This is a genomic window from Nonomuraea sp. NPDC005692, assembly GCF_040631115.1.
In the GTDB taxonomy this organism is placed as follows: Bacteria; Actinomycetota; Actinomycetes; order Streptosporangiales; family Streptosporangiaceae; genus Nonomuraea.
The window spans coordinates 187,206-211,109 of sequence record NZ_JBEXYU010000015.1 but is presented as its reverse complement, the minus strand read 5'-3'; the positions used below and the strand labels follow the sequence as shown (position 1 = coordinate 211,109).

At 66.2% G+C, this 23,904-nt stretch carries 14 protein-coding genes; 3 read left to right on the top strand and 11 right to left on the bottom strand.

The features are described from left to right. Positions 1-260: 260 nt before the first annotated feature. The 5 genes from ABZ459_RS28855 to ABZ459_RS28835 all read right to left on the bottom strand — a co-directional run bounded on the left by ABZ459_RS28855 (position 261) and on the right by ABZ459_RS28835 (position 11,343). Positions 261-1,991, bottom strand: a complete 1,731-nt coding sequence (locus tag ABZ459_RS28855) for an IS1634 family transposase (RefSeq protein ID WP_357976576.1) — start codon at positions 1,989-1,991, stop codon at positions 261-263. 243 nt (positions 1,992-2,234) lie between these two features. Further along, positions 2,235-4,961, bottom strand: a complete 2,727-nt coding sequence (locus ABZ459_RS28850) for a DUF3962 domain-containing protein (protein WP_357976573.1) — start codon at positions 4,959-4,961, stop codon at positions 2,235-2,237. Then, positions 4,958-8,683: a hypothetical protein gene (locus tag ABZ459_RS28845; protein WP_357976570.1), complete on the bottom strand. Its 3,726-nt coding sequence runs from the start codon at positions 8,681-8,683 to the stop codon at positions 4,958-4,960. Before ABZ459_RS28845 ends, ABZ459_RS28850 begins: the two co-directional genes overlap by 4 nt. 9 nt (positions 8,684-8,692) lie before the next feature. Beyond that, on the bottom strand, positions 8,693-9,664 hold the full coding sequence (locus ABZ459_RS28840) for a hypothetical protein (protein WP_357976567.1): 972 nt from the start codon (positions 9,662-9,664) through the stop codon (positions 8,693-8,695). Then, a complete protein-coding gene (locus tag ABZ459_RS28835; protein WP_357976564.1) occupies positions 9,616-11,343 on the bottom strand; it encodes a PD-(D/E)XK nuclease family protein in 1,728 nt (575 codons plus the stop codon). The genes ABZ459_RS28840 and ABZ459_RS28835 overlap by 49 nt, the downstream gene beginning before the upstream one ends. Before the next feature lie 109 nt (positions 11,344-11,452). On the opposite strand from ABZ459_RS28835, the gene ABZ459_RS28830 reads away from it, so the two are divergent. After that, positions 11,453-12,766, top strand: coding sequence for a serine/threonine-protein kinase (locus ABZ459_RS28830; protein ID WP_357976561.1), 1,314 nt, complete (start codon positions 11,453-11,455; stop codon positions 12,764-12,766). Positions 12,767-12,944: 178 nt separating this feature from the next. Here the strand turns inward: ABZ459_RS28830 and ABZ459_RS28825 are convergent, their stop codons facing one another. Continuing rightward, positions 12,945-15,578, bottom strand: a complete 2,634-nt coding sequence (locus ABZ459_RS28825; RefSeq protein WP_357976559.1) for a tetratricopeptide repeat protein — start codon at positions 15,576-15,578, stop codon at positions 12,945-12,947. A gap of 356 nt (positions 15,579-15,934) precedes the next feature. Here ABZ459_RS28825 and ABZ459_RS28820 point away from each other — a divergent pair, with 356 nt between their 5' ends. Together ABZ459_RS28820 and ABZ459_RS28815 are read left to right on the top strand one after the other, a co-directional pair. Beyond that, positions 15,935-16,534 carry a helicase-related protein gene (locus tag ABZ459_RS28820; protein ID WP_357976556.1) on the top strand — a complete coding sequence of 200 codons (600 nt, stop codon included), beginning with the start codon at positions 15,935-15,937 and terminating at the stop codon, positions 16,532-16,534. Between the two features lie 2 nt (positions 16,535-16,536). After that, positions 16,537-17,442, top strand: a complete 906-nt coding sequence (locus ABZ459_RS28815; RefSeq protein WP_357976552.1) for a hypothetical protein — start codon at positions 16,537-16,539, stop codon at positions 17,440-17,442. 1,263 nt (positions 17,443-18,705) lie between these two features. On the opposite strand, the gene ABZ459_RS28810 is transcribed toward ABZ459_RS28815, so the two are convergent. Genes ABZ459_RS28810 through ABZ459_RS28790 form a run of 5 tightly spaced genes read right to left on the bottom strand, consistent with a single transcriptional unit; the run spans position 18,706 to position 23,569 of the window. Further along, positions 18,706-19,530 (bottom strand): urease accessory protein UreD, encoded by an 825-nt coding sequence (locus ABZ459_RS28810; protein WP_357976549.1) that lies wholly within the window; start codon positions 19,528-19,530, stop codon positions 18,706-18,708. Continuing rightward, entirely contained in the window at positions 19,527-20,216 is a 690-nt protein-coding gene (gene ureG / locus ABZ459_RS28805) for an urease accessory protein UreG (protein ID WP_357976546.1), read from the bottom strand. Before ureG ends, ABZ459_RS28810 begins: the two co-directional genes overlap by 4 nt. Positions 20,217-20,247: 31 nt before the next feature. After that, the gene (locus tag ABZ459_RS28800; protein WP_357976543.1) at positions 20,248-20,922 is read right to left on the bottom strand and encodes an urease accessory UreF family protein; all 675 of its coding nucleotides are present in this window, start codon (positions 20,920-20,922) and stop codon (positions 20,248-20,250) included. A 39-nt stretch (positions 20,923-20,961) separates the two neighbouring features. Then, positions 20,962-22,872: an urease subunit alpha gene (locus tag ABZ459_RS28795; RefSeq protein ID WP_357976540.1), complete on the bottom strand. Its 1,911-nt coding sequence runs from the start codon at positions 22,870-22,872 to the stop codon at positions 20,962-20,964. Next, complete coding sequence (locus tag ABZ459_RS28790) at positions 22,865-23,569, bottom strand: urease subunit gamma (protein WP_357976537.1); 705 nt, start codon at positions 23,567-23,569, stop codon at positions 22,865-22,867. Before ABZ459_RS28790 ends, ABZ459_RS28795 begins: the two co-directional genes overlap by 8 nt. Between the last annotated feature and the right edge of the window lie 335 nt (positions 23,570-23,904).

The following is a 23,904-nucleotide window of genomic DNA, read 5'->3' as shown; positions in this document are numbered from 1 at the left end:
CCAGGCACCAGTGGTTCCGGCGAGGGTGCCCCGGGCACGCCAGCGGACCTTCCAGCCCGGCTTCAGTTTCCCGTGCGGGATCTGGACAGTGGCCGATGTCCCTGGCCTGGAGACGGGGCTTCCCCCATAAACGTGGACACCGATTTCCCCGTGTTCCGCGTAATTCAGTGAGCTAGAGAGGCAGATCAGTGCTCTGAGCTGGGCTCACATGGTTGTAGCCGCCTGGAGGGCGTTTCTCTAGGCGGTGGTGTTCGGGCTGGTCAGCGGGGTGTGGGCTGCAGGTCGATGACTTGCTTGGGGCGGGGGATGCCGAGCGTTGCCAGCAGGTCGAGTTGCGGCTTCGTGAGGGCGGTGACCTGCCGGAACAGGCCGGCGGATCCGGTGAAGGTGCCGAGGTGGATCCGGTCGAGCTCGCGGCGTATGGCCCGCCAGGTGGCGCCGGTGGTGGTCTCGGTGATCCGGATGAGGAGTAGGGCGAGCCAGCAGAGGATGACGTGAGCGCGGATGCGTTCTTCGAGCCGGTGATAGACCGGCCGCAGGTCGATGATCTGCTTCATGTCGCGCCAGCCTCGCTCCAATTCCAGTAATTGCTGGTAACCGACGGCGATGTCCTCGGCGCTCAGATGCGGGTCTGCGCAGCGCAGCAGGTACTTGCCGTCGAGATTCTCCTCCGTTTTGATCTTCGCGGTGTCGATGCGAAGCTTGCCGGCCGGGGTGGTGCGCAGGTAGCGCGCCAGGCCGGGCTTGGCGGAGATCTTCCCGCGCAGTTCGCCCCGTTTGAACTCGCTGAGCTGGTCGGTGTCGTCGATCAGGACGGACAACTGGGCGAGGAGTTGTTCGCGGGTGTGCTTGTCACGCTCGGCGGCTTCGGGGTTGTGGCAGATGACGAACCGTTCGGTCTCGCTGATCCGCACTTCTTTGATCCGCAGGTTGCCGGAGATCTCGGTGTAGCGGCCCTGCCGTGACAGAGCGGCTTTAACCTCGGGGCTGCCGGAGCGGAGCTTTTCGCCGATGATGTAGGAGTGGTCGCCTTGCCGCAGGTAACGGCGGTTTTCGGCGGAGGAGAAGCCGCGGTCGGTCACCCATACGATCTTGGATAGGGTCCAGTCTCGCATGTCGTCCTTGACCTGGCGGATCAAGGTCTGGTCGGAGGCGTTACCGGCCCAGCACCAGCAGCGGACCGGGATCCCGTCCCTGGTCACGGCCATGCCGATGACGATCTGCGGCAGATCGTCACGAGCGTCCTTGGACTTGCCGTAGGCCCGGAACCCCGCCTCGGCGTTCTCCTGGCCGTCTTCGCCGTCTGCGTCACCATCATCGTCAGGCAGGCGGTCACCGCGTTCGTCCCGGGCGACGGGAGCATCGGGCTCCTCCAGCTCGAAGTAGGTGCTGGTGGTGTCGAAGAACAGCAGGTCCACCTCCAGATTCAGCAGGTTGGCCACCTCGTCGAACACCTGCTTTTCCAGGTCGTCCTTGACCTCGTGCAGCCAGTCCATCGCCCGGTAGCAGGCGTCGTCACTGGTGGCGGGCAAGCCGTCGATGTGCACGTCCTGGCTGATCCACTCGGCCGCGGCGAGTTTGGAGGATGGGGCCAGTGCCCGGTTGGCGACCAGGGCGAACAGCACGCGCTCGGTGGCGGTCATGTCCCGCCGGCGGCCGCGCTTGGGCTGCCCCACCCGGGCGGCGATCTGATCGATCCGCAGTCTGCGCCACAGATGGTCGAGCACGTGGGCGCCGCCGAACGCGGCCGAGGAGGTGAACTCCAGGTCCGAGGCCGTTGTGGAGGCCAGTGCCTGGCCGGGGTCCAGCAGTCGGGATAGAGACGCGACCAGCCGCTTGATCGCTTCGCGGTCGAGATCGTCCTCGCGGCCAAACGTGAACAGCACCTTCGGCACCGCCCGGCCCTTGATGGGGTCCCACTCGTTATGGGCGAGATGCAGATAACGGACGGTCCCGGACTTGTTCTCCCGCTTCGTCGTCTTCACGTACACGACTCCAGACCATAGGACCACGATCCAGGTCAGCGCAGGCAAATCATCAAAATCGCGTCTCTAGGCGTTTCTTCGTTGTCACCCATGCTCCAATTCGTTGACCTGCATGTTCAGCCCTGTCCGCCCTCTAGATTCGTCGAATTACGCGGAACGCGGGCCTAACCGTCGTCACACGAAGCTCTACGGGCACCGCGACGCCGACAGCAAACGTCCCCGGGATCTCCTTCTCGGTCTGAGCTGCGGTCAGGCATCGTCCTTAGGGTTGGGAAGCACATATTCCACAGCCTTCTTCGCTAGATGAAGAGGGAAGGGAAAGGCCAGGGGTGCGTCGATGTCGGGTGCGTGGCGCAACTGGTGGACGCAGGCGGCCCACTCGCCGGGCTCTTCTCCGCGTTGGCAGGCGAGGACCGCGATCTCCAGCAGATTGGGGTTGAAGGCGTTCTTGTCGGTGTCCCGGACTTCCTTGCCCGTCCGGTCAGTCCGCACACCCTCCTTCCGTGCCTTGATGGATGCCTTCTTCGCGGTGCCGGGTCGATCTGTGGAGCTGTAGAAGACCCGTTCGCCGTGCGCCTCGGTGAGGGGCCAGAGGCCGGCCGGGATCCCGTGATTGCCGTCCGTGGCGTACCACTGAGGGGTTTCGTCGCGGCTGCTGTCCCTCACCCGCAGGAGACGCAGCCGATTCCCCCAAAGGGCGACGGGTATGGGGTCACCGTCGTCGACCCAGATGTGATCCCGCATGACCATGCCGTTGTTCAGCCATGGCCAACCCCCACGGAGATTCTGCGCATGAACCATGAAGAGTGTCGGGTGATCGCGCAGCTGCGCCAGTAGCGGCCGGAGAAAGGCCGCCGTTCTCCTCTGCAAGTTCTTCTGCTCTTTGTCCCACTGAGAGAAGGAGCTCTGCGTGCCGTTTTCGGCAGTTTCGTCGTCGGCCGCGATCTCGTCTGCAGAGGCGTGGGAGTCGACGCCTCTGGCCAGCCATAGCAGATACTCGGGATAGGGCGCCCATCGGCGTTCGTCCGCGATCCAACCCGACACTCCGCGTACGCCATCCGCCGGACGCACCCTGATGGCGAGCAGTTGCCGGATGGCCCGGCGAGTGGGGCCATCCTTCCTGCGTTTCGCCATCCATACGGCGACGTACTGCAGATCCCCTGGGAATGTGTCCACGAAAGTGTGCCGCGGAACGCGTGAGGCTCCGAGCTGTCGAAACGCGTCGATCCACGCCATCTTCGCGCGGTGGGGGCGGTTCTTTATCAGAGCCTTGTCTACGGCGGTTTGGAGGAACTGGGTGATCACTCCGGCGTCGGCGTAGCCCAGCCGGACGGCGAACTTCGAGTCAGAACGCTTGATCTTGAAATCTTTATCAATCTCTACCAGCGAGACCAGTGGTCTGGGCCCCTTCTCGTTGTTCATGGTGTTCACGATCTCGCTCCGCCGTTTGGCGATGGCCTCCCCCAACTCTTTGCTGCTGGGTGTCTTGATGGCGCTGACCTCTAGGGCGGCGCCGATGTCCCCGGTAGACCGTACTTGCAGGATTACGTCGAGTTCAGGCGTTCGCCAAGTGAGGGTCTCGTCCGCACTGTCTGGAGTGGGCAGGTCGAGCAAGCTGCTAAGGGACGTGATCAGGGCGTCGCGAGTCGCTTCTTCCTGCCAATGGACGCGGGCGACCAGTGGTGCGCCCCCGAGTGCCTCCCTGAGCAGTCGACGTCGTTCGACGGCATCCCTGACCGCCTGCTCCGCCTTCTTGTGCTCCAGGATCCGCACGCGATCGGCCTGGGCTGCCTTCCTGGGCGCCAGGATCTTCTTCGGCGCGTTGGATGGCTTGGCGGGCCAAGAAGCGCGACGGCAAGCGGGAGTCCGGGTGAACTCAGGGGAGATTGCCTCGTCGATCCACGCCATGAGCGGCACTCTGTCCGCGGACATGAGCCCGGCGCCCACTTCGTGGGTTCCCATGGTTGAGTGGTGCGGAATACCTGCCCTGATTCCGGTGAGTCCGTCCAGGTATTTTCTGGGATTCCTTCCGAGATCCGCTGCATCCACCGCGGAGCGCACCAGGCTGGCTGCTGGGAGCAGGTCGGGCCTGTCGATGGCCCGCCACGTGTGCTCGGCTCTCCTGACGTCGTAGCGAAGGCGGTGGATCGCGATCCGGGTGCTGTCCCCCGATTCTCCGGGCCACTGCGTGTCGGTGATCACGTGAACGGACGCCGAACGGCCTGCTGTGTAGACGGTGCCTTGGGCGTTCACTTCGGTCACCCAGCGTCGGACGCCCGTCCGCACGTGCAGCCGGAACTGCGAGGTGAACGGCACGGTCTGTACCGTGATGGTGATGACGTAGGAGAACAGCGCCCCTGGAGTTTCCGACAGATCGCCACGCGGGGGCCATGAAACGAGCTCCGCTCGCCGGTCGGTAGTCGGGGCCTCGAGAAACGACCAGGGGCGTCCACCTGCTCCCCTGAACTCGCCACGCCGCCGGATGAGGCGGGCCACGTAGTCGGGAAGCAGGTGGTACAAGGATGGCTCGGGCTGGGCGGTCTTGCCGTCACTCAACGTACGCCCGGCCAGATCGATGAACTTGGCCTGCCATGGTAGTGCGGTCCTCATGAGAAGGTCGTAGGCGTGTTCACGGAGGTCCTCCGTGCCGCGCATGCCGAGGAGCCAGACTCCCAGCAGCCCTTGGACGATCCGGTTGTCTACGGGGTGATGCGCGTAGAGCCACGGGACATCATCTTCCATGGAGACCCGCTGGCCCACCGAGATCACATCCGGTGCGGCCAGGGGGAGGAGCGCATTGAGCGACCTTATGGGAAAGGTCCTGACCTGATTTTCAGGAATGTCGGCGAGCCCTGACCGGTGGGCCTCCGCGAACGCCGCCCGTAGCTCTTTCGGGACGTGCAGGACCTGGAAGGGCTTGAGCAGTGAGTTCTCTGAGGGCTGGTAGGCGGTCAGGGTGATCGATTCGTACGTCATTGCCATCTCCTCTCGGCGCCGTGGAGGGGGACGGCCTCGGGAGACCTCAGCAGAAGCTTTTTCAGGCCGTCGTAGAGCGGCCGGTAGAGGGCGTCCGCGAGATAGATGTTCGCCTCGGTTGCGGGAAGCCGATGCGGAGGAGCGGGACGGCGTTGCCACTCCGGCGCGTCCCCGAAGTAAGGGGCCAGGACGTCGCGCATGCTGACCAGCAGACTGGAACGCGGGTTGTCCCTGCGCAGTCCGGCGGCACGCCGCGGAGCGAAGGCCGAGTCCACGAAGTGCACACGAGCACTCACGCCGCCCCGCGTCAGCCGGCCGATCACCTGCCACATCACTACGAGCAGGTCCCATGTGAGGTACTCGCGGTCGGCGTCGCTCAGTCGCTTCCACATCAACTCCCGGTTGGCGAGCCAGTGCAACTCCCTGCGCGCCTGCTTCCGCCACTCCAGACCGGCGGCGTCCAGCGACGTCGCGTTCTGGACGACTTGGTCGAAGGCACCGCCGGGACGGGTACGGCGGACGGTCAGATCGTTGAGCGCGTGGATGAGCACACTGACGTCGCTAGGCGTGGGAAGGGGACGGGCCAGGAAGTAGACCGATCCGAAGAGTGCCTTCTCCTGGTCATTGAGAATGTTGTGCCCGCGTTCGACCGACTGGAGCGGTGCGATAAGGATGGTGTATTTGGTGGCGCCGAATGTGGCGAGGTCGCCGCGACGGAGCGTCGGAGCGTCCCGGCTGCCGTCCTGGTCGTGGCGCGGGACGTCGGGGGCCTCATCGTCATCTGAGATGAGGACGCAGATCCTGTCCCTCCACTCTCTGATGCTTTGGAGAGCTCGGCCCGCTTCTTTAGCGTCTTTGTAGCTGCCGGTTAGTACGAGCAGATGCTGACGGCTGGGAGGCAGCTTCCCCAGTTCCTGCGTGAACCTGGAACGCCCGCCTTTGTCCGTCGGATCTGGATCGGCGAGGCCGCGAAGCATCTTCCACAACACGTCGTTCCGATTGGAAGACGTGCCGGAGAGCTGCAGAGGTCTCATCGGGTCCTTTGGCGCGGCGTCCTCGACGGCGTCATAGACGAAGGAGGTGAACATGGAAATCTCCGGGATGGAGGGTTCCCCCGGTTCCTCTTCGCGTGCCTTGGCATGCAGCACCGCTTTCACCGGCTCGGCGAGGTGATAGCGGGTGGATGCGCCCGCCCAGCTCGTTCCGGACATCAGCACTACGTTGGGGCCATGGCTGCCGTCCACGTCGTGCAGGGTCGGGAGGACGGACAGAAGCTCTCGGCCCACTCCTGTGCACCGGATGAACCTCAGCTCGCCCGTCTTGGCGTAGACATCCCTGGCGTCGGGGACGAACTGGAACGCCAGGATGTTTCCCATAGGGGACTCGGGGATCACAGGAGCGTAGTCGGCCGGGGAGCTGTGATAGAGCGCATTGGCGGAGGGATCGAGATTGAGCGCGATCTCCACTCTGGGCCAGAGCGTCGTCAGTAGATTCAGCCGGTCGTGCATGATCGCCACGAGCAGCGTGAACTCGAACCTACGGCGTTCCCGACGGAGCTCCTCCTTGACGTTTTCTCTCACCTCAGCGTCCAGATCCAGGCCGGAGAGCGCATCAGGGTCACGCAAGCTTGCGAGCTGGGAGAGGAGGGTGTTGAGTTCCTCGGCCACTCTCGGGCTGCCTGGCCTGCTGGTGACCAGACGCCGGGCGAGCTCTTGGAGCTGGAGCGTTTCCCCGGCCGGCGCGTCGTCGGAGAGTTCGGCCTCGTCGTTGTCGCCAACGGGATCATCACGGAAGTCGTCGAGTATCTTCAGGATCGCCTCGCGTCGCTTGTCGCGGGACTCCTGAGCGACACCAGGGTCCTGACTCAGGTGGGCCAGCAGCCTCGCGCTCGCCTCCTGCCTCGTCTCGTGTTTGGGGTTCGCCCGCTCGGCTGCTGACGGAACCCGGTCGGGCAGTCGGGTCGCAGGCCACTGGCCGACGAGCTCAAGCTGGAGCGACCAAACGGTGAAGAGATCCGATCCCAGCCACTCGCGAAGTTCGTCGTCACTCACGATCATGGCGTAGATGCGATTGGCCGCGGTCGATACGGTGTCCAGCGCGGCGGTCCATTGCTGGACCATCTCGCTGGAAAGCTGGATGCGGCCCTCGCGTGCCAACTCGGCGACATTGTGCCGATTGATCTCGTCCAGCCAGGAGTCGTCCCCCCGCTTGTACAACGTCGCGGTCGGGGCGAACAGGTGATCCAATCTGATCTGGACCTGGTCGGCTTCATCGACGATCAGCAGATCTGCGGTCCTGCAGGCCACCTCCAGGTAGCGAATGCGTTCAGGGTTCTGCTGAACAGGAACCGATGAGACCGTGAGTGCCTCAGGAGTGGCGACCCAGATGGTCGCCTCGCGGAGCCCCCGCGCGGCATCATGCCTCGGGCAGTGGCTCCACATCGGACATCCCCGTCGGGGCTTCCGCTTTTCCTCCATGAGATCCGCGGCGAATCCGCTTCCTTGGGAGGCTTGGTCCAACGGGCTCATCGACTGGCATGGAGCCTCCAGGTACGGCAGAGGCCCGTCCGACTCCGCACCCCGCAGTGCGCTGAGCGGGCAGGCGGTGCTCAGGTACGCGAACGCGGCGTCCTGCTGCAGAAGAGGCAGCGGGGAGACCTGCCGGAGCCGCCGATGCAGCCGTCTGGTGTGCTGCTCGCGGGTGGATGCTCCGATGAGAGGGATCGCGTGCAGCCTGTCCCATCCGGCATACGCCTTGTCGCCTTCCTCAATTTTCCGGTCGGCGGCTGCACGCAGCTTGTTGAAACCTTGTGCCACACGGAGCGCCTCGGCGACGTCGCCGACTACGAGGACGACACGCTGTCCCAACTCGGCCACGGCGTGAGTGGCGAGGATGTCACGCAGCGTGCTCTTACCCACTCCCGGAATTCCGATCAGGTTGAGCAGACCGTCGACGATCAGGCGATCCGCTTTGGCGAAGCGTCCGCTCTCCTCGTTCAATGTGGAGAGCTCCATCGCGAGATAGCGCGATTCCCAGTCCCTGAGCGCTTTGGACTGGCCCTCATTCGACTGGTCGAGGTCCGCCATCTTCTTGGCGGTCTGCCGGAGCGCTTCCACCGGTTGGTTGAAGGGCTTCCGGAGGTGCTGGACCTCCAAGGGGAGACGGGAGTCCACCGGAGGCGGCAGGTCTTCGGGGATGGTGATGTACTGAGCACCGCTGGTGCGCCCATGGAAGAGATGCGGACCCGGTTCCGCGATGGTGATTCGACTCGTGGTGAAGGGCGGTGCAGAGCTCAGAAGGGCGTCGTACAGCTCTAGACGATGCGCTGCGAGCGAGGGTTCTCGCTGAACCGCCGGCCAGGCCAGGCTTTCCGCGAAATCGTACAAGCGGTGCCGCGGCGGCAGTTGCCGGTACCGCTGCAGAGCGGAACGCCAGACCTCCCGCCGGTGCATGGACTCCAAGTGGTATCGGGCCGCGCGCAGAATCTGGCGAAGCCTGTCATCCGGGCGGCTCGGGACAATGCCTCGGGCGCGAGAAAAGGGGTACCCGCCGAACAAGGGCCATCCGTCGATGGGAGCGAGTTGCCGGTTGACCAACTCGATGACATGGAGCCCGAGCTCGACGGTGTAATCGAGCTTCTTGCCGAGCTCGTTGTATTCGGCGGCTTCTGCGGCAGGCATGGTCGACAACGCCTCACGGAAGTGGTCGCGGAGGTTACGCATGCGAGCCTTTCAGCATTCGACATCCCTGAGCGGGCTTGGAGCTTGGCGGCTGGAGTCTTCTGAGGCTCGGAGCTGGGGGCCTGCGATGACGAACTCGCGGATCGGCCGGGCGGCGTGGTGGAGGTTCTCCGCAGCGTGACGCACGTTGCCGATCAGTACGCTGCGTCGGCCGCGACACTTCGTGGTCTCGCACTGCCAGCGCTCTCCGGAGCCATCTTTGATAGGCACCAGGACCAGGCCGCAGTGGCCACAGACGGCTATCTCGTCCGTGGAGCTGAAGTACCGCTCGTGAACACGAAGGAAGAGAGTGTCGATCAGCTCGTCTGTTACCTGCAAGCCCCCGATTCGCTTCAGTTTCAGAAGAGCGATCTCCTGTTTGGACAGAACGGGATGGGCGATCAGCCATTCGCGCAACTCCGGGAAACCGTCGAGGTGGCCGGCTTCTTCGTAGAGCGCACGAGCTTCCAGCAGCGCGAGCTGTTCTAGGCTTTTGTCGGGTGCGTCTGGGTGGGCGTACTTCAGGGAGAGCCCGAGGCAGAGCTCCGACGGCCGGACCGGATCGAGTTCGACGAGTAGCCCGGCCAGATCTTCGTCATCGGGGAGGCTGAGGAACGGCCAAGTTTCTATGGGGCTGCTCCAGCACAAGGCCATGAGATCCGCCAGCGTTCGAGGGCAGCTAAGACGTCCGCGGTAGGGCGTCAGCTGATATCCAGCTGGATGCCTCAGCACCCCGATGAGGGCGATACGGTCAAGCACATACTGGGCTAGCGGAGGGTAAGGAACGCTGAAAGCCTTCTCCTTCGGCCAGTCCGCCAGCTGTGCCACCGTCGCGGCCACCATGCCGATGATGCGCCGGGACTCGGCTTCGTTGTAGGCCTCGCCCATGGCATGGTCGAGGGCGGTGGGCGCGGACGAAGGGAATGGAACATCCGTCACGGAGCGCTCCGGTCCGATCTGTTTCTCGGCGACACTGGGCACCATCGGTGGTAGGAGCAGCGGCTGCAGACCTCCTCGCTGGGCGTCGGGAGATGTTCATCGTCCGGATGCCAGCTCCGGGCAAGGCTGTGCACTATGGATTCGGCCCGCTCCTGAACCGGCATCGAGTTGGGGTCGATCACCCGGATGTCGGGTCCAAGAGGCGTAAGTAGCTCCAGCTCGACGGCGGAGCCCGGGCCGGCGGGAATCGCCCCGGCCTTGAACAGAAGTACAGCCAGCGCTAGCTGCGAGTACCGGGTCAGTAGGTCGGCACCATCGGCGACGAAGCCGCTTGACGTGGTTTTCAGCTCGCGGTAGACCCATGAACCGTGGCGCCGGTAGAGGAGATCCGCGTCCGCCACGATGAGAACATCCGCATGCCGGTCGTCGGCGGCTACCGTCTGCTCAGGGTATGCAGGGCTGTCGGGTGCCGTGTCCAGAAAGGGGCACACCTCCAAATGGGCCGCGAGCATCGCCGCTCCGCTCCGCGCGTACTCGTCTTCCAACGTCCACTCGTCCACCGACCAAAAGTCGGGGTTCTCTGGGAGGTCGTCTGGAGCGCATGGCCTTATGGGTTTCCTGCTATGGAGCCGTTTCAGCCACGCGTGGACGGCATGGCCCCGGCGTACGAACGCAGTCTTCTCGGACTCCTCATCGGGTGGGAGACTCAGCGCGCGGAAATGCGCCTTGGCAGGACAGTCGCTGAAGTACCTTCCGGTTGTCGCCGACCAAATCCGCCTCGGGCGGGATGAGTCACGGATGTCTAAGAACCCAGGAGCGCGGTGCAGCCGACGGCACTCCGACCGGACTTTGCAATCAAGGCAGTCACGTCCCGCGACCTCTGTGACCGGACGGCGGAGTGCGCTCAGGACGTCGGCCGCCTCTGAGACGAAGAAGGCCTGGGCGGCTTCGGCCGTATCGTCGTAGAGCATCCGCGGTAACCCGTCCATGCATCCGATCTCCACGAGGCGGACCCGGCTCGGGAGCACGGAGGCAGGGGGCGAAGCAGTAAAGGGAAGAAGCGGGAAGGGTTTGCCACCACGGTATGGGCCGGGGTTCCTGTTCACGACTTCCCGGTCGACACACGATCCGGAGGCCAGTACATGGGCGGCGGTGGCCAGCTCCGCGTCGGTGCGTCGCTTGGTGCCCGCCTTGCCCATGGCCGGGATGCGGAGCTCGCGGACGATGTCGTCCCCGTGGCGATAGACGTAGCCGCGTCCCCACGCGCAGAGCTCTTGGACACGGGAGGTGACCGCAGCGCCGCTGGAGGGATACTGCCGCACCCAGGGCCCGGCTGGCCTGAGGTCGGCCGCGGTCTGGAGGTGATAGTCCTCCTGGAGCGCACGAAGGTAGTTGTGCACTGCATCATGTGTCCACGCCAGCAGCCCCTCGTGCAGTGCGGGGATCAGTTCGCCGGCGATGTCACGCGCCGCGTCGCCGCGGACAGGAAGGCGCGAGAAGGCTTCGTCCAGCGGTACCTGATGGTTTTCGACGAGTTCGAGAACGGCATTGAAGGGTGCGAAGGCAACGCCGGCGAAACGTGAAAATTTTTTTCTCACTTGCCGCTTCACTGAGTAGTCAGTTTTGGCCGCCAGGTAGGTCGGGCAACTCTTCTGAGAAGTTGTGGCCGAGCTGCTATAGACACGGATGACGGCATTGTCGTGTTCGTGGTTAAACGGGCTCATCTGACCTCCGGGGGAGTCAGGTTAGCATAGCTTTCGCGACGCATGAGGGCCGATTAAGTTGCTGGTCAAAAGCCTTGTTAGCTGCATGAGCAGCCACATAGGAGGTGTGATGGACATTGGGGACAAAATCCACGGCCGTTTCGAGATCGAACGCAGACTGGGACGTGGAGGGATGGGCGATGTCTGGCTCGCGCGGGATGAGGACTTCGGGCGGAAAGTCGCGATCAAGTTCACGAGCGAGCAGTCCGCTATCGGTGGGACTGATGCGATCTCAACGGAGGACTATGAGGAGTTTCGCCGACGATTCGAACGGGAGGCTCTGGCGACGGCTGCGCTCGATCATCCGGCGATCCCGGCCGTTCACCACCGAGGCGTCTGGCGCGGCCCCTCGGGAGGGGAGATGCCCTACCTGGTGATGCAGTACATCGAGGGGAAGACTGTTGAGGACCTGCAGGAGGAGCGGGGCGGCTTCCTTGAACCGGAGGAGGCGGCGTGTCTGGCTGTGCAGCTGTGTTCGGCGCTCGCCGTGGCACATGACGCGAACATCGTGCATCGCGATCTCAAACCGGCGAACCTCATGGTCGCTCCCTCAGGAATGATCAAAATCATCGATTTCGGTGTGGCGTTCATCGTCGACTCGGAGACATCGAGGATAACCAAGAGCAAGTACTCCAGCCCGGGAACGAGCGGGTACATGGCGCCGGAGGTTCTGAAGGGAGCCAGCCCGGGAGGTGCGGCGGCCGATCTCTATGCACTGGGAATCGTCGTGTATGAGCTGCTGGGGGGACCTATGTTCCACGTGGACACAGCTACGAGCCTCGACGCCGCGCATCTGTACGAGGACCCGGAGCCCTTGTGTGAACGGAGGCCGGCGGTTCCGCCAGGCCTGAGTGAAGTGGTCGGCCGGTTGTTAGTCAAGGATCCGGCGGAGCGTCTCGCCGGTGCCCGCGAGGTGTCGGCCCTGATGCGGAGGTATGTCCCCGTGACCGGTGCTCCGGGCATTGGGCGTCATGTGGAGTTCGATGTCACGCTGCCATTCAGAACGCCGTTCGCTCCGCTCGCGCGACCGGATGGCAGTCCCCGGCCGGCGACGGTCGACGTGGCGGGGGTCGCCATGTCGGCGGAGTACGCGCAGCTGGGACGTGCGCGCGAGCTCTGGGACTCGGGCGACCGTGACGCGGCACTCCGTCTTTTGAAGCATGTGATGGAGGAGGCGAAACGGGAGCAGGGCGATGTGGGGAAAGGGGCTGAGCGGGCCTGGCGGCTCTACGCGGAGTGGCTCCACGATGCGGGGCGCGTGGGGGAGGCGGTCGGCGAGCTAAGGAACATGCTTCGGATTCTATACACCAAACTGGGTAGACGGGACAGACGGTCAGTGGAAGTGCGCGATCTGCTGAAGAAATACGAGTTGGAGAAAGAATGACGGGCGAGGATGGCTGCCCCGCCCGTCTTCGTGCTATCGCTTAGGCCGCTTCGGATTCGTGGGCCGCTTTCTCTTCGTCATAGCGTCTCCCTGTTCTGAAAGTCTCCACGGGAAGTATGGAGCATTCGACCGGCTAAGCCACTGCGCTAGTATATCGCTTCCGTTTGTCCAGCGATGGCTATTTCTGGGATGATGCCGCCGCCTCCTTGGCGCGTATCTCGCGGACTTGGTCGGTGTCCGTGTGACCTATGTCCTCAAGGACGGCGATGGCGCGGAGCCAGTGCTCGACGGCACTGTTCGGGTCGCCTGACGCCAGCGCGCTGTCGCCCATGCTGTCCAGCGTACGGATCTCGTTGGCGCGGTAGCCGATCTCCCTGTACAGGAGAAGGCATCGCTCGAAGTAGCCGAGCGCGGCCTTGTGATCGCCGAGCAACTGGTAGATGCAAGCAACGCTGTCAAGATCGGCTGCCTGGCTGTTGGGGACATTCAGATCGCCGTGTATATCGGCGGCTCGCGTGCAGTACATCAGGGCTTCCTGGTGTTCTCCCCGCATCGCCAGGCTCCAGCCGATGCCGTTCAGAGCATCCGCGAGCCCGCTTTCGGCGCCAGTTTCTCGAAATCCGTCAGCGGCGAGGTGGTATTGCTCCAGGGCGGCCTCGTGATCTTCCGCGTAGGCGAGACTGACCGCCAGGACATAGCGGCAGTCGGCTTCCGCGCGTACCGATCGTCCCGGCCCCAGCGTGGACAGGGCGTGCCGACCGAACTCGACGCTCTCAGCGTGTGCTCCCAGACGGCGCAGGGTGATGGCCAACTGGCGGAGAAAGTAAGACCGGATCTTCGGATCCTCAGGCTTCGATGGGTCGTTCGTGATTGAGCGCAACATCGCTGCGCAGTCGTTCCATCGCCCGTGATACCACATGTTCTCGATGAGACAGTCCACGATAGTCCTGGCTGTGCTCTCCAAACCGTGTTCCTCGGCGTATCGCACGGCGGAGAGAAAGCGCGGTGCGTCCTGGCCGGCGAGACGGGTACCGGGATCCGTGGCGGCGGCCAGATCGGCGTAGTGCTTGACGAGCCTTTCGCAGGCGCGGTCGTGGACGTCCTGGAGGCGCCGATCCCCACGGCAAAGAGAGAGGGCATAGTCGCGGAGGAGCTCGTGCATTTGGAAGCCGCTGTGCGCATTCTCTTGTATCAGGTGGAAATGCCGTAACCGGCGTAGCAGGGCCAACCCTGCTCGGGTGCCCTCTACACCGGCGAGCGAGGCAGCTCCTGAGCTGTCGATGTCAGGGCCCGGGGCCGAGCCGACCAGGGCGAAGAAATCCTGTAGCTCGGCAGGAAGCGCGTAATACGTCCAGGAAAAAACGGTGCGGAGCGCGGAGTCCGGCTCGTGCAGGTCGAGGAAGTCCAGCCGGCTATCGGCGTCGGTCAAAACGGACACGATTTGGTCCAGTGACAGCTCAGGCAGGTGCCGGACGTGGGATCCGGCGATTGCCAGGGCTAGAGGATTGCCGCTGCACGCGGCCAGAACAGAGGCGATGGCGGCGGGCTCGGCGGCTGCTCGGTCGGCGCCTATGTGCTGGATCAGCAGATCCCTGGATTCGTGGGTTGACAGTGGAGCCAGGCGAAGGTGCGTCACGTCGGTTCTCCGCAGGAGGGTCCCCAACTGGGTGCGGCTGGTGACGATGATGGCGGAGGGGCCGTGGCGCGGGAGCAGATGGAGGACGCACTCGCTGTCCCGTACGTTGTCCATGACGATGACGAACCGCCTCGTCTCGACCGCGTCCAGATAGTGCAGTCGGCGGCCTTCCGAATCCTTTCCTGCGGCCGCATCGGCCTCGCCCATCTGTTCCAGGAGCACCTCGACCGCCTCCGCGGAAGACATGGGAGCGGTCGGACCGAAGCCTCGGAAGTCGACGAACAACTGCCCGTCGGGGAAGTCCTGAGCAGCCTCGTTGGCCATGTCGATGGCGAGAGTGGTCTTTCCCAAGCCGGGGCCACCGGTGACAGCGACGCGGAGACACTCCGCCGTCGGTTCGGGGTCGAGGAGATTGTGGTCGCCTCGGCGCACGTAGGGCTGAGGGAGGGCAGGAAGGCAGTTACGTCGCGGGCCAACGGAGCGCTGCATCGACCCCTCCTCGCGAAGCACGGCCTGAAGCAACTCCTCCCGCCGCCACCATCGTTGGGCGGTCGCTGCTTTGCTGCCGCGCCCGGCGAGCTTGCTGAAGGGCTCGTCGATGAGTGAGTCACCCAGGGCCGCGCGCAGGGCCTGCTCGCTGCGGAAGAGGTCGGTCCCGTCGGGCTCCTTGAGATCCAGCCGGATGACCTCGGCACACCGGAGGAACGCTCGCAAGTCGGAATCAGAGGGCTTGTGTCCGACGATGGCCGTCCAACGAGTTTCGATGACCTCGACGAAGGTTTCGAGCGCCCTCCGCTGGGCGATCGTCGGCGCCGCTGCCCGGAGAGGGAGGTCTACCGGGTGGCCACAGAGGCGCAGGAGCACGGTGCCCAGCTGGTCGAAGGCTCGGCTCCCATCATGGTTCGTGGCGATCACGAGCCGGTCGTGCGAGAGGTCGACGGGGCGCACGCCCGCACTCGTGTGGATACCCTCGACGAAGGCGCGCACCATCTGGTCGATGGCCTTCACCAGATCTTCGGTCTGCGCGTCCAGCCGTCTCATTCCGGCCTTCGCCTGTACGAGGATGAACCCGCCGCCGGACACGGCGACGCCCACATCGTCGACGGGAAGTCCGATCTCACACCCCACCGCTTCAACCCGGACGGCGGCGTCGAGCCCGAGGTCGGTCAGCGGCATCTTTACGATGGCACGCACGGCCCACCAAGCGAAAACCTGAGCCTGGAAGGTGAGACCACGCGCAGCTCTCGCCCCACCGGCTGATGATCTGGCCCCGGCCTGGTGATAGGACTCGTCCATGGCCTCCCCACCGTCTCGCAGATCCGCTGACGGGAGCATCTCACAATCGGTCCCAGCCGGATCGTCGCCTTCATTGGGCAGGGGCGTTTCCCGCTGGGGCGGCGGGGAGTCTCACCGTGAAGGCTATGTCGTTGGGGGACTTGTCACCTCGACGCGCCACGTGCGCTCGGTGACCGTCGCGACGATGGCCAGTCGCATGCCTATGCCGTCGGCTGGGGAACGGCAGGCGTTGCCGCGTGAGCAGCCGAAGCCCAAGGACAACGCTGATAGAACCGGGGGCAGGCCCCCTGACTGCGACCCCCGAGCGTGCCGACGGGCAGGACATCAAGCACTGGTTCGGCGGCCGGATCGCCGCCGAGCTGCGCCTGTGGGAGGCGCTGGAGCGGGGGCTGCTGGCCCCGTTCCAGTATTTCGGGGTACACGACGGCACCGACCTGCGCCAGATCGGCTGGCGCCGGGGCCAGGGATATGACGTCGGCCAGCTCTCGAACGTCTACACGGGCAACGATCGCCGCGCCGCCGTGGTCCTGGAGACGTTTCACCGCAAAGTAGGCGATGTGGGGCGGATGCGGGCCCTCGGCTTCTGCGTGAGCATCGACCACGCCCGCTTCATGGCCGACCGCTTCACGCGGGCCGGGCTCCCGTCCGTCGCCGTCACCACGAACAGCTCGCGTGATGAGCGCGACCAGGCCCTGCGCGACCTGCGCGAGCGCAAGATCAACGCAGTGTTCACCGTCGACCTCTTCAACGAAGGCGTCGATGTCCCGGAGATCGACACCATGCTGTTCCTGCGCTCGGCCGCGGCCTGCGGCTGGCCGACGACAAGCCCTGCCTGACCGTGCTCGACTTCGTCGGCCACCAGCACAAACAGTTCCGCTTCGACCGCCGCTACCGAGCGCTCACCGGCGCCAGCCGTACCGGCATCGCCAGGGAGATCGAGCAGGGCTTCCAGACGCTGCCCGCCGGCTGCGTCATCGACCTGGACCGCGACGTACGCCGGCTCGTCCTCGACAACGTCCGGCAGGCGCTCAGCCTGAACTGGCGGGACCTGGCACGTGAGCTGCGCGACCTCGGCGACGTCGACCTGCTCACCTTCCTGCGGGAAACCGGGCTGGACGTGGAGGACCTTTACCGGCACCGCCAGGGCTGGGCCTCACTCCGGCACGCCGCCGGGTTCGACGCCGCCCCGGGTGATGAGAGTCTCGGCCGGGCCTTCGGCCGGATGCTGCACATCGACGACGTCGAGCGGCTCACCTTTCTGACCGGCGTGCTCGCCGGGCGAGTGCCGCGGTCCCCGCGCTCCCCGCGCGAGCAACGCCTGCTGGCCATGCTGGACGCCATGTTGTGGGGCGGCACCGAGCCCGTTTCCGGGATGGAGGCCCGGCTCGCCCACCTCACCGGAGCCCGCGCGACCGAGTTGGGAGAGCTGGCGAACCTGCTCCGCTCGGGCCTGCGCCACGTGGCCCCGCCGCTGGACGCCGTGGTGCCGCTGCATGTGCACGCCCGCTACAGCAAGAACGAGGTACTGGCCGCGTTCGGCATCGACCGGCCCGCGCACATGGGGGAAGGGGTCAAGTATGTACCGGAGCACCGGGCGGACCTGTTCTTCGTCACCATCGACAAGTCCGAGGACCACTACTCCCCCACCACGCTCTACCACGACCGGGCGATCAGCGAGAACTGTTCCAGTGGGAGTCGCAGAGCACCCTGCGCACCTCGACCGCCACCGCCCGCCGCTACCTGAGTGGCGAGTCCACCGTTCACCTGCTCATCAGGCAGTCCAAGCGTGACGAAGGGCTGGGCGCGCCACCGTACACGTACGCCGGGCCGATGCGGTACGTGAGCCACGAGGGCGAGCGGCCTGTCCGCTTCGTGTGGCGCCTGCATCATCCGCTTCCACCCGAGGTGTTCCACTACGCCAAGGCCACCGCCGGCTGAGCCAGCCGCAGCAGCACTATCTTCGAAGACACCCGCATCTGACGAGCGGGACCGCCTTGCAAGACTCCCACCCGGAGTACCGCTTCCACCAGTGCAAACACCCACCCAGCGATGGACATTGGGAGGTCCTTGCTGAGGAGCCAATGCAGGCCGAGCAATCATCACATATGGCCCGTTGATAGAGAAACCGGACGCCGTTCGACTCGAGCTCTCCTAAGGCGGGTGCCGCAGGTTCGAATTCTGCCGGGGGCGTCAGGTTCGACCAGCAGCAAGGCGCCCTTGAGCAGCCGCGGCGCTAGTGAGGGGCTTCTTGATGTGTCCGGCGCCGTATGACTGTGGCCCATCATTTGTGGCTGATTCTTCCCAATGCCTTCCCACGGGACCTGACGCTCGGCGCCGAGAAGCGATCAGCAGGTCTACTGCAGTTATCTGTGAGCCGCCGTCCCCGTGAGGGGGTGAGCGCGCAGTAATCAACTCTGGGATACCTCATGTGGCTGCCGGCAGCCCATGCCGGCCAGGTCGAGCGTCGCACGCCGGGTGGCTGACTCGCCCGCCTTGGTGGCGTTCATGGCCGGCCTTGGCGAGTGTCGTACCGGCCATGGCGGCCCGTTTCGGCACCGCGGTGGCGTCCGACTCATCTCCAGGTGGGACGACCTGCCTGACGATCGACTCGCCGTGGCGTGCGGCGAGATCACGACCGTTGGCGGAGGGCATCCGCAGAATTCGCACAGGCTAGAGCAGAAGCCGCCTCTTGTTATCACGGATAGCAACTGGGCGTTACGGTGCGTGGATGGTCAGTGTGGGAGGCAAACGGCGACGGCACACGATCGCCCTGCCTGACGCTTACGCCGTCAGGCAGGACCGCACACTCCAAGGAGAGCTCCCATGCTTGGCTCGACACCTCGACTGCCGATGGACGCTCCCAGTGCGGGCCGCCGCAGTCGATGTCAGATGTCGCGGTATCTGGCCCGCGCCGGCCAACGTGGCCAGGGCATGGGCCGGCGGAAGCGGAGGCGGCCAGGATCGCACTCGACAGGCCCGATTCTGGCCGAGTCCGGAGGATGCCGATTCACGAGAACTGTTCAAGGATGGAGTGCGCGGCTTCCAGCAGACGATGCAGGCGCAGGGTGTCGGGGGCCAGGGCGGTGATCAGAAGGGCGGGTCCGGCCAGCGGTGTCAGTACGGCCTGGCCGGTTGCGGGGTTGTCGCTGATCAGCTGAGCGTGAGGTGATTGCTGGTCCAGAGCCGGGTCGACGATGAGGATCTGGCCGATGGCGCGGTGGCCGGCGGCGATGGCTGGGCCGTCCCAGGCGGGCGCACCCGGGCCGTACATCGTGTGCTGGTCCAGGAGGGGGCGGCCGCCGCGGTGGACGGTGAGGCGGGTGGCCAGCCGGCCCGGAGGCTCGCCGGCGCGGCCGAGGACGATCTGTTCGCGCAGCAGGAGCCGGGCGGTCGGTGCGAGGACGACGATGCAGCTCTGGCGGAGGTTGCTGCGGGCGGCGGAGATGAGCGGCTGGGGCAGCCACTGCAGACTGGCATGCTCGGCGACGGTCAGGCGGACGTCGTAGGTGGCGTGGCTGGTGGTGGGGCCGCGCAGGGCGATGGTGGCGGCGGCGGTGGTGAGGTGCAGGTGAGCACCGCGTTCGACGGTGGCCTCGATGCGCAGCCGGTCGCCCCCGAGTGGGGCGCTCATGGCGCCGACGATGCACACCCGTGCCTGGTCGCCGTGCGGGCGGGCGCGGCGTAGGTCGAAGGGGCCGTCGCCGGCGAGTGTGGGCAGGGCAGTGGCGTCGCCGGCGCGGATGGCGCGGATGCGGGCGGTGGCGTGCACGCCGGGCGCGTGGTGGGTCAGTCGGAGCTGGGCGGGTTCGGGTGGGGACGGAGCAGGGATCATGGGCGGCCTGCGGTCCAGTCGGCGAGCCGGGCAGTGATCCACTCGGCAACGGGGGTGATGCCGCCTGCGGTCTTGACCGCGGTCAGGACGGTGGGCAGGTCGCCGCGCTGGGCCTTGGCGTCCCGGGCCATGGCCTCCAGGTCGGCGCCGACATGGGGGGCGAGGTCGGTCTTGTTGATGAGAAGCAGGTCGGAGGCGGTGACGCCGGGGCCGCCCTTGCGGGGGATGTCGTCGCCGCCTGCGACGTCGATGACGAAGATCTGGGCGTCGACGAGGCCCTTGGAGAAGGTGGCGGTGAGGTTGTCGCCACCCGATTCCACCAGGATCAGGTCGAGGGCGCCGAGGTGGTCCTCCAGGTCCTCGACGGCTTCGAGGTTGGCGGAGATGTCGTCGCGGATGGCGGTGTGCGGGCAGGCGCCCGTCTCGACGGCGGTGATGCGCTCGGCGGGCAGGACGGCCTCGCGCAGCAGGAACTCGGCGTCCTCACGGGTGTAGATGTCGTTGGTGACGACGGCGATGGACAGCTGTTCACGCAGCGCGCGGCACAGGGCGGCGACAGTGGCGGTCTTGCCGGAGCCGACCGGCCCGCCCAGGCCGATGCGCAGGGCGCGACGGCCGCCGCCGGGACGCTCGTGGGAGGAACCGCCGGGGCCGTGTGGGAAGGCGTCGTCGTGGTGCAGGTGCATGGTTGCTCCCGAAATGGGGTTGAGGGAGTGGTCAGGAGGCGAACAGGCGGGCCGGGCGGGCGGCGTGCCGTTCGGCGATGATGTCGAGCAGCGGCGCGGAGGCGGCCGGCAGCGCGGCAGGCCCGTCCGTGTGGACGCGCTGTGCGGCCTCGGCCGCGGCGCCCGCGACGTGGTCGATGTCGGCGCCCAGGCGGGCCAGGACGGCTGTGGCGTCGAAGGGGTCCAGCCGGAGCAGGCGGACGGTTGCGGTGGCCGGCCCGCTGACGCTCTCGTACGCGGCCACGTAGGCGGCGTCCAGCGGGGTCAGTCCGGCGCAGCGGGCGGCCAGGCCGAGCACGACGGGCTGGTGGGCGCCGCGCGGCCGGGCCGCGGCCAGGGCGTCGAGCTCGGCACAGGGCCAGGCGGTCCGTACGGCTCGGAGCAGTTGCCGGCCGAGCCGGCGCGAGGTGTGCCGGAGGGCTGGGGCGGCGGTGCGGGCGTCGGCCGCCTCTTCAAGCAGGAGCGGGTCGTAACCGGTGGCGGCAGCGGCGGCGAGCCCGGCCGCGACCAGGCCGCTGGTGTGCAGCCGGCCGCGGCAGAACTCCTCCAGGCTCGCCACGTCCCGCACGCCGCCGGCCTTGACGGCCTCCTCGGCCCCGCCGGAATGGGCGTGCCCTCCGGCGGGGAAACGGCCGTCGGCAAGGATCAGCAGGGCGGCACGGTTCATGGGACGTGGCTCACCTTCCGTTCGAACGGTTCATGGTGGTCAGAACAGGAAGTAGCGCTGTGCCATGGGAAGTGTGTCGGCGAATTGTCGGCCGTCGACCAGCTGATCGTCGATCTCGGCCGTGACGTCCTTGGCCTTCGCGCCGCCGATCACCACCTCGAAGGTGTCGGGGTCGATCTCGATGTCGGGGCAGGCGTCGTTCTCCCGCATGTCGGCCTTGAACACCTTGCGGGTGTCGCGGATGGCCCGGAACGGCTTGCGCGCGTCGACCCTGTCGGCCAGGCCGGACCGGATGGCGTGGTCGGTGACGAAGTTGACGGCGTTGGCGGCCGGCGCCCGTCCCGTCGCACCCCACATGGGCCGGGGCAGGATCGGCTGCGGCGTGGTGATGGAGGCGTTGGCGTCGCCGACTTGGGCGTAGGCGATCTGGCCGCCCTTGATGACCCGGTGCGGCTTGACGCCGAAGAACTTCGGCTCCCACAGCACCAGGTCGGCGAGCTTGCCCACCTCGACCGAGCCGACCTCGTGATCGATGCCGTGCGCGATGGCCGGGTTGATGGTGTATTTGGCGACGTAGCGGCGGGCGCGGTGGTTGTCGGCCTCACCGTCGCCCTCCAGCGGGCCGCGCCGGCCCTTCATGACGTGCGCGGTCTGCCACGTCCGGATGATCATCTCGCCGATGCGGCCCATGGCCTGGGCGTCGGACGACATGATCGAGATGGCGCCGAGGTCGTGCAGGATGTCCTCGGCGGCCATCGTGGAGGGCCGGATCCGCGACTCGGCGAAGGCCAGGTCCTCCTCGACCAGCGGGTTGAGGTGGTGGCAGACCATCACCATGTCGATGTGCTCCTTGACCGTGTTCACGGTGAAGGGGCGGGTGGGGTTGGTGGAGGCGGGCAGCACGTTGGGCAGGCCGGCCATGGTGATCATGTCGGGGGCGTGGCCGCCACCGGCGCCCTCGACGTGGAAGACGTGGATCGGATGGTCGCCGATGGCCTCGATGGTGTCGGCGACGGCGCCGGCCTCGTTCAGCGAGTCGGCGTGCAGGGCCAGCTGGACGCCGGTCGCCCGGCACACCTCCAGGCAATGGCGCAGCACCGCTGGCGTGGCCCCCCAGTCCTCGTGGATCTTGAACCCGAGCACGCCCGCCTCGACCTGGTTGTACAGGGATTCGGTGGACATGGTGCTGCCCTTGCCGAGCAGCCCGATGTTGACCGGGAAGGCGTCCAGCGCCTCGAACAGCCGGGCGACGTGCCAGGCGCCGGGCGTGACGGTGGTGGCGGTGCTGCCTTCGGCGGGGCCGGTGCCACCGCCGATGAGCGTCGTGACCCCGGAGGCGAGCGCCTCGTGGACCTGCTCGGGGCAGATGAAGTGCACGTGGGTGTCGATGCCACCGGCGGTGAGGATCTTGCCGTTGCCGGAGATGATCTCGGTCTCGGCGCCGATCAGGAAGTCCGTCGCGAGGGGGTGCCTGTCGTGCAGGCGGTCCATGGTCTCGTCGTTGTAGGCATTTCCGAGCGCGACGATCCGGCCGTCGCGGATGCCCACGTCCGCCTTGACGACGCCCCAGTGGTCGAGGATCACCACGCCGGTGATGACCGTGTCGGGCGGCTGGGGCGCGCCGAACCTCGCGCTGTCGCGTGGCGCGCAGGACTGGCCCATCGACTCGCGGATCACCTTGCCGCCGCCGAAGATGACCTCGTTGCCGCTGCGTCCGGGGCCGCCGGCCCAGTCCTCGGTGATCTCGATCCGCAGGTTGGTGTCGGCCAGCCTGATGCGGTCGCCGAGCGTCGGGCCGTAGCGGTCGGCGTACTTGACGCGCGTCAGCGGCTGGTCGATGGGCAGGATCTCCGGCTCCTGCGCGCAGGTCTGTGACGAGGTCTCCGCCACGGGCTCGACGGGGGCGTCCGCCGCCTGCTCGGCCGATGCTTCCGTCAGGGGGTCATCCATCGAGCTCTCCCCCGATCTGCCCGCGCAGGCCGGCGACGATGCGCTTGCCTTCGATGGGCACGAGCGTCACCGTCCGGGTGCATTGCGGCTCGAAGCGGACGGAACTGCCGGCGGGGATGTGCAGGCGCTTGCCGTAGGCGGCGGCGCGGTCGAAGTCGAGGCGGGGGTTGGCCTCGTAGAAGTGGTAGTGCGAGCCCACCTGGATGGGACGGTCGTCGGTGTTGGTGACCGTCACCATGCTGATCTCGCGGCCCTCGTTGAAGGGCACCTGCCCTACGCCTTCGGGGTGGTCGATCTTGCCTGGATGGACCAGCGTCGCCGCTGCGGGCTCCACCTCGGCGGCCTGTCCCGCCTCGGTATCCGCTCCTGCGCCGGACTTCGGTTGAGCCTGCGGTTCTGCGAAGGGGTGGCGAATGGTGACCAGCTTGGTGCCGTCGGGGAAAGTGGCCTCGATCTGAAGTTCGGAGATCATTTCCGGGACGCCTTCCATGACGTCGTCACGGGAGAGGATCTTGGCTTCCGCTGACATGAGTTCGTGGACCGACTTGCCGTCCCGGGCCGCCTCCAGCACGTGTGAGGTGATCAGCGCGACCGCCTCCGGGTAGTTGAGCAGGACCCCCCGCTCCTTGCGCTTGCGGGCCACGTCCGCGGCCACATGGATCATGAGACGTTCCTGTTCGTGCGGGGTCAGATGCACCCCACCACCTCGCCTTCGCTCTGCCCCGGAGGTGTCGTCCCCCAGGAGGCTGCCGACGCATGCCCGGCTCAGGGCATCACGAGATACTGATGATCACCGTTCCGATGCGTACTGAGCGTAACTATATGGAGACGCAACGCAATATGGCCTTGCGGTGAATCATGCGTCACTACTGACACAGGAATCCCGTTACCGCCACCATCGGGCCATCCTCGCCGCCTGTCCTGCAACGCTGAAGATCTCGGAATCGAGTTCCGCCGCATTTGCTCCAAGGGCGACGCCGCGCGTCCGCGGCCAGCGGCATCTGCTGCACCAGGGGAGGCCGTCTGTCTTAC